This window comes from Ruminococcus sp. OM06-36AC (assembly GCF_003438725.1).
Lineage (GTDB): Bacteria > Bacillota > Clostridia > Oscillospirales > Ruminococcaceae > Ruminococcus_C > Ruminococcus_C callidus.
Map to the genome: position 1 here is coordinate 25884 of NZ_QSTT01000021.1, position 6433 is coordinate 32316.

The 6433-nt window shown below is 48.6% G+C and carries 7 protein-coding genes; 2 read left to right on the plus strand and 5 right to left on the minus strand.

Annotated features, from left to right (window positions below; all coding sequences use genetic code 11):
* Nucleotides 1-19 precede the first annotated feature (19 nt).
* Nucleotides 20-1606, minus strand: a complete 1587-nt coding sequence (locus DXB92_RS11280; protein ID WP_021683390.1) for an FAD-dependent oxidoreductase — start codon at nt 1604-1606, stop codon at nt 20-22.
* Between the two features lie 4 nt (nt 1607-1610).
* Nucleotides 1611-1925: a (2Fe-2S)-binding protein gene (locus DXB92_RS11285; protein WP_117733922.1), complete on the minus strand. Its 315-nt coding sequence runs from the start codon at nt 1923-1925 to the stop codon at nt 1611-1613.
* A 699-nt stretch (nt 1926-2624) separates the two neighbouring features.
* On the opposite strand from DXB92_RS11285, the gene DXB92_RS11290 reads away from it, so the two are divergent.
* The gene (locus DXB92_RS11290) at nt 2625-3479 is read left to right on the plus strand and encodes a helix-turn-helix domain-containing protein (RefSeq protein WP_117733923.1); all 855 of its coding nucleotides are present in this window, start codon (nt 2625-2627) and stop codon (nt 3477-3479) included.
* The gene (locus tag DXB92_RS11295; protein WP_117733924.1) at nt 3476-3940 is read left to right on the plus strand and encodes a hypothetical protein; all 465 of its coding nucleotides are present in this window, start codon (nt 3476-3478) and stop codon (nt 3938-3940) included. Before DXB92_RS11290 ends, DXB92_RS11295 begins: the two co-directional genes overlap by 4 nt.
* A gap of 66 nt (nt 3941-4006) precedes the next feature.
* Here the strand turns inward: DXB92_RS11295 and DXB92_RS11300 are convergent, their stop codons facing one another.
* The 3 genes from DXB92_RS11300 to DXB92_RS11310 all read right to left on the minus strand — a co-directional run bounded on the left by DXB92_RS11300 (nt 4007) and on the right by DXB92_RS11310 (nt 6339).
* Complete coding sequence (locus DXB92_RS11300) at nt 4007-4258, minus strand: hypothetical protein (protein ID WP_117733925.1); 252 nt, start codon at nt 4256-4258, stop codon at nt 4007-4009.
* Between the two features lie 9 nt (nt 4259-4267).
* Nucleotides 4268-5194: a cysteine synthase A gene (gene cysK, locus DXB92_RS11305; RefSeq protein WP_117733926.1), complete on the minus strand. Its 927-nt coding sequence runs from the start codon at nt 5192-5194 to the stop codon at nt 4268-4270.
* Nucleotides 5195-5373: 179 nt separating this feature from the next.
* Nucleotides 5374-6339, minus strand: coding sequence for a hypothetical protein (locus DXB92_RS11310; protein WP_117733927.1), 966 nt, complete (start codon nt 6337-6339; stop codon nt 5374-5376).
* Between the last annotated feature and the right edge of the window lie 94 nt (nt 6340-6433).

Here is a 6433-nt window from a genome sequence, read left to right on the forward strand (position 1 = left end):
ATCCTGCACCTTCCTTTCGTCAAACCTCTGCCCGATAGAATCTTGCAGCGTGCACATATTCCAGCGGCACCTTCATCGTGACCACTGCGGTCTTGTCCATGATCGGTGTCTTTTTGATGCCAACGATCTCTGCATCGCAGACCGGCTTGCCCTGACGATCCAGAGCCTTGCCCTTATCGCCGATTTTCGGCATAGGCAGGAACTCATAGGGGAATGTCACGGAAGCAAAGCCTTCTTCATAGGTTTCGTCCACCAAGAAGATTGCCTGACCGGAGCAGGAAGCCACACACAAGCCACAGCCAGTGCACTTCTTTTCCTCATCGATTGCCGGCAGCCGTGTGATATTCTCGCCCACCTTGATGCAGCCGAAATGACATGCGTCCTGGCACGGGTTACACGGAATATTCTGGGTACACTCGATCACAGGGTGGATACCGGCTTTCTGGTAAGAAGCCGCCGGAAACTTGGAAAGTTCCTCCTCAGTCATATAACCGTGTGCCAGCAGCGTCTTGGAGATCGGATAGCCCTCATCAGTTTCCGTGAAGTCGTTTCTGCCCTTATTCTTCGGGGCAAACATGCCCTGCCGCAGCTGTCCCAGAGCCTCCTGATAGCCCTGATACTTGCTCTCGAACTCGTCTTCAGTAAGGTAGCCGGCTTTCATGCTGACGTGAGAAGCCACGCTTCGGCCCTGAATCATTGCGGAACTTGCTTCCTCGATACCGGCAACGTCACCGGCACAATAGATGCCTTCTACGGAAGTTTCGCCGTATTCGCTCAGCAGTGCCACATGACCACCCTTCTGGGGAATCAGTTCCATATCACAGGTGGCATTGCTTGCCAGCTGGGACATTGGTGTCAGACCAACGGCAATACAAATGGTATCCACGTCCAGTTCTTTTTCTGTTCCCGGAATGGGCTGGAAGTGCTCGTCCACCTGTGCGATCACCGCACCGGTAACACGGTCCGTGCCCTTTGCCTCCACAACGGTGTGGGAAAGGTAAAACGGTACGCCGGTTCTTGCCAACTTTGCCGCATGGACACCATAGCCGCCGACTCTGGGAGCCGCATCGATAATGGCTGCCACTTCACAGCCGGCTTGCAGCAGCTGGAAGCTGACGACCAGTCCCACGTTGCCGGAGCCGACCATGAGGATCTTGCTGCCCGGCTGCACACCCTGAATGTTCATCATGGTCTGTGCCGCACCGGCACCGATAACACCCGGAATGTTCCAGCCCTTGAACGGAATCATATTTTCGGCAGCACCGGTGGCGATGATGATCGCATCGCCTTTATAATGATGGACTTCACCGTTCTGCTTTACGGTGACTTCCTTATTTTCGTAGATACCCATTACGGTGGAGTCCAGTTCTACCCGAACGCCCAGATCCTCTGCTTCTTTCAGAAGCTGCTGACCAATGATAAATCCACGGGTCTTAGCATGATGCTCCTTGGAACCGAAGAACTTGTGGATCTGTTTGAACAGCTGTCCGCCGGGGCGTTGGTTTTCATCGAACACGATAACATCCATGCCGTTTTTCTTTGCTTCGATCGCTGCACTCAGACCCGCAGGTCCTGCACCGATGACGATCAATTCATGCCGTTTCATATTGTCAGTCCTCCTTCTTTGGCTCTACGCCGTATTGCGTCTGGATCTGCATGCCCTCCTCCAGAGGAGTGACACAAGTCCGCACATTGGGAACGCCGTTGACGATCATGACACAGTCGGTACATCTGCCAATGGCACAAAAAATGCCTCTGGGCTTGTGCTGCTTCGCTGTGTAGCGGTGTACCATGACGCCGGCTGCCTTTAACGCTGCAGCAATGGAATCGCCCTCATAACCAGTCAGTTCCTTTCCGTCGAAAGTAAACGTGATCTGCTTCCCTTTGTGATAGCTTTCGATAATCGGATGCTCACTAATACGCATAACGAAGACCTCCTCAATTGTCTTTCTATAGAAGCACTGGGCAGAAACGAGAAAAAGGCACATCTTCCGAATCAGATGCACCTTTGCAGCTTCGTTTTCTGTTCCTCCGGAACCGCAAATGCGTTTCTGCCGCTGTGGCTTTCGCTTTGCGTTTCCCTTGTTTCTGTACTTAGTATACACCCATGCCGGCTGGTTTTATTGAAAAAAACGGACACGCTAAAACTTAAAATAACAATCTTGGTTATCACAAGCTAACCAAAATTCAGCGCGCAATACCTAATATAATAAAGTGAAACTGCAAATTCAAAAACAAAAAGCAGAAATCCGCCGTGCAGGATTGACAAATAACGCCACGGTTTTTATAATAAGAATATCTTAAGGCAACACCGCACAAAGTTTGTGCGTAAGATGCACCGGCCGATTATGTGCAAAGCTGACAGGCGGGATTGCCCCAGTACATTGTAGCTTAGCTGACTTCGACAGTTATCTCTAGGGTGTGTTGACACTAAGCCTGACACGTGTCTTTTGGGGTGATTTTTCCCCGTTCGTCGTTAAAAATCCTTGCCGTGCGAAAGCAGGCCTGCGAATTTTTGCCTAGAACGGAGAAAAATCACCTCACAAAATTCGCATATCATTATAGTGTCAACACCCCCTAGTTTTAATTGTTACAATCGCTGGTACACCGAGAGGAGAATTCCTATGAAAAATCTGTATCAAAGCTATTCTGACTTTATGATCCGGCAGCCTTTTTTCTCATTTGATGTCAAGCACTATCAGGAGGCAGTTCAAAAAACGCCTTTTGCTGCACGATATTATCAATTCTCCACCCACAAGATCATCGACCGCACCAACGAGAACCTGTTCATGTGCTGCATTCCGGACGGCTGTGTGGACATCGTCTTTATCCGCCACAACCAGCAGAACAAAATGGAACTGATCGGTTCTCCGTTTTGCAGAAAGTCCCTTATCGTGTATCCGCATGCAGACTATTTCGGAGTACGCCTGAAACCGGGCATGTTTTTTCCCAATCACGAGGTCTGTCTGAAAGAGATCACCAACACGGAAACCTTTGTTCCGCAGATTCCGGCAGATACCGCACTGCTGCTGGAACAGATTTTTGAAACGGACACCCTCTGGGAACGGGCACGGCTGTTCCAGGAATATCTGCTCCGATTCTCGCCGGAACAATATATAGTTGAGGAAACAGTGCAGCAAGTCTTATACCTTACCAGTCACGCCAACGGCAATGTGGAAGTCGGGGACATTGCCAAAGAAATCTGTTATTCCGAACGCCACCTCACCCGCATGTTTTCCGATGCCATGGGCTATTCCCCGAAGATGTACGCCCGCATTGCACGGTTTCAATATGCTCTCAACCGCATGATGGAGCATTCTGCCGATTCGGTTTCCAGTTTTATTGACCTGCTGAATTATGCCGATCAGGCTCATTTTCAACGGGAATTCAAGGAATTCACGGGCATTACGCCGAAGCACTTCACCCGTTATTATCGGAACGTCGTCTGTCCCGCGGAAAAGGAGGCGGATTTGCCATGAATGCAGATGCACTGTTGCTCTACTCCTATCTGATGCGGCAGGACATTCCCTTTACCCGCTTCTGTCACCCCGCCTATCGTGACCGGACACAGTGGATACAGAGTCTGAAAAAATCTAAGCTGGAGCCGGTTTTTCCGGTGTGCAGAGTTTTCGTCAGCACCACAGGCGGCTTCCTGCTGATGCTGGGTACAGACGCGAAAACAGTTTCCCCGCCGGAATCCTATGCTCCCGCAGAGCCGGCAGAATTACAGCAGATCTGTGAAATTTTGCACTGCCAGCCCCACACCCTTTCCCCTATGGGACTGCTGTTCGACCAAGAGCACCTCTGCCGGATACAGGCGGACAACACATTGCGGCAATCAAAGCTGCTGTGCTTTTCGCCCTGTTCGGACACTTCCAGTGTGCTGATGACACCGGAGGCGTTTTTCCAACAGTTTCTGCCGGCATTTCAACATAAATAAAACAACAGCCGCAGAGAACGGAAATCCGGTTTCCCTGCGGCTGTTATTTGTATTATTTGTATTCTGTTAGCGTGAAAGCAGAGAAAGCACTTTTTCCTGCTCGGCTTCGCTGTACTCGTACAGTTCCATGTAGGTCTGAAGCACTTCCCGCAGTGTTTCCGATTCTGCATCGGTCAGCGGCGTGTTGGCTTTCACCTTTGTTTCCAGAGCCGTTATCTGTGCGACGGTGTACGGATAGTGCTCCGGCTCCAGTTCCAGCTGTCCCTCTATAAAATGATACAGGATCTCTGCTGGTGTGTTTGGTTTTGTTTCGCTCATAGGAACTTCTTAAGAAAACATCGGTGTGGACAGGTATCTTTCACCGGTATCCGGCAGCAGTGCCACAATGGTCTTGCCCTTGTTTTCCGGACGCTTTGCCAGCTGAATTGCTGCCCAGACAGCTGCACCGGAGGAAATGCCTACCAGCACGCCCTCGCTTCTGGCAATGGCTCTACCGATTTCGAACGCATCTTCGTTTTCTACGGCAATGACTTCATCATACACGCTGGTATCCAGTGTATCCGGCACAAATCCGGCACCGATACCCTGAATCTTATGCGGACCAGCTGTGCCCTCGGACAGCACCGGAGAACCCTTCGGTTCTACTGCAACGACCTTGACGTTGGGATTCTTGGACTTCAGGTATCTGCCCACGCCGGTAACCGTACCGCCAGTGCCTACGCCGGCAACGAAAATGTCTACTGTACCGTCTGTGTCGTCCCAGATCTCCACGCCGGTGGTCTTTTCATGCACGTCCGGATTTGCCGGATTGGTGAACTGCGACGGAATGAAGCTGTTGGGGATCTCCGCTGCCAGTTCCTTTGCCTTGGCGATCGCACCGCTCATGCCCTTGGCACCCTCTGTCAGCACCAGTTCTGCACCGTATGCTTTCATCAGGTTGCGGCGTTCAACGCTCATGGTTTCCGGCATTGCAATAATCAGACGATAGCCTCTGGCTGCCGCAATGGAAGCCAGACCAATTCCGGTATTGCCGCTGGTGGGTTCAATGATGACACTGCCCGGCTTCAGCAGACCCTTTGCCTCTGCATCATCGATCATGCCCTTGGCGATTCTGTCCTTGACGCTGCCAGCCGGATTGAAATATTCCAGCTTGCCGTAGATCTTTGCCGGCAGTTCGTCCTTTGCCTCCAGATTTGTCAGTTCCAGCAGCGGTGTTCCGCCGATCAGATCTGTGATCTTCTGATAAACTTTCATGATATGACTCCCTTTCCGGTAACTTCTATATTACCTATCTGTTTGATATGAATTATACCACATTTCTATGCAAAAGTCAAGTGATTTAGAAATCTTCTTTTTGCTTTCGTCAGGTTGCATATAGAATATGTGTTGTTTTGTTGCGTTTTGCACAGATGCCGCAAATGGATACCCTATAATCACTTTTGATAATCTATATATTTCACCATGTCAGTCCTGCACATTTTTTCAATGATCTCCTCATCATCAATAACAAGGGCTTCTATCGTTACACCATTGCATTCGCCTGTCCATACAGGTCTGTTTTCAGGTGGAGCATATATCCATTTCCCCTCGGTAAAAGCAATATAGCCACCATAATTTTCATTGCATGACACATTACTGTTATTGTATACATAGTAAAAGGCATTGCCATTTGTGTAATAATTATCCACACGAAATGTCTGGAATTCGCCTGATAGATTTGTTATTTCATCAATCACAGCGATCTCATCAGCAGATGAAAGATACTGTGAATTATCGCTGCGAATTCCGGGATCGATCAGTATTTTGGTGATTTTTCCACTTGTTGGAACAGAAGCACCTTCTGCAATAAAGGTGCCACTATTATCTCTGCCTACAATTAGAAGATACTGCGGCGATGTATCTGAACCAACCGTATAGACTCTAGCACCATGATCTATACGTCCAATGATCCTCCTGTCATCATCTGCACAATAAAAAAGTCCGGAAAGATATTCAGTTCCATTGTAAAAGACAATATCAGTGTCCTCGTTTCCATTTAATTCAATTTTTCTGACATGAAATACTTCTTTTGCGTATTCTGACCACCCACCGAATGTGATCATCAGGCAAATTACAGCAAGGACTATGTACCATGCGATCGGTATCAGCAAATACGCTTTGCCTTTACGCAGTGTTTTCCGAAAGGTATAGATATTTGAGGGCAGTGCAAGGGCAAGCCAAATGAGAAGTTCCACACAGCCCAACATGATAGAAACATCTTTCTCTGATCCTAAATCATAGCTATAGCCTTTTGCATGACCAGTTATGTTGAGATAAATCAAACCAAAGCATATCGGAAACGAAAACGCAACGAAGCTTGTCCAAATAAAATTGATGCAATATATGATTTTGCTTTTCATACCTGCCTCCATGATTTTTCTGTTGATTTATTTTGCAAACCGGAATTTATCGAATGATTCGCTTTGACAAAAAATACTTGCATAATTTAGGATT

What these genes read in the sequence shown, in the direction of transcription:
- DXB92_RS11280 (WP_021683390.1), bottom strand. Translation starts at nt 1,606, where the DNA reads ATGAAACGGCATGAATTGATCGTCATCGGTGCAGGACCTGCGGGTCTG.
- DXB92_RS11285 (WP_117733922.1), bottom strand. Translation starts at nt 1,925, where the DNA reads ATGCGTATTAGTGAGCATCCGATTATCGAAAGCTATCACAAAGGGAAG.
- DXB92_RS11290 (WP_117733923.1), top strand. Translation starts at nt 2,625, where the DNA reads ATGAAAAATCTGTATCAAAGCTATTCTGACTTTATGATCCGGCAGCCT.
- DXB92_RS11295 (WP_117733924.1), top strand. Translation starts at nt 3,476, where the DNA reads ATGAATGCAGATGCACTGTTGCTCTACTCCTATCTGATGCGGCAGGAC.
- DXB92_RS11300 (WP_117733925.1), bottom strand. Translation starts at nt 4,258, where the DNA reads ATGAGCGAAACAAAACCAAACACACCAGCAGAGATCCTGTATCATTTT.
- cysK (WP_117733926.1), bottom strand. Translation starts at nt 5,194, where the DNA reads ATGAAAGTTTATCAGAAGATCACAGATCTGATCGGCGGAACACCGCTG.
- DXB92_RS11310 (WP_117733927.1), bottom strand. Translation starts at nt 6,339, where the DNA reads ATGAAAAGCAAAATCATATATTGCATCAATTTTATTTGGACAAGCTTC.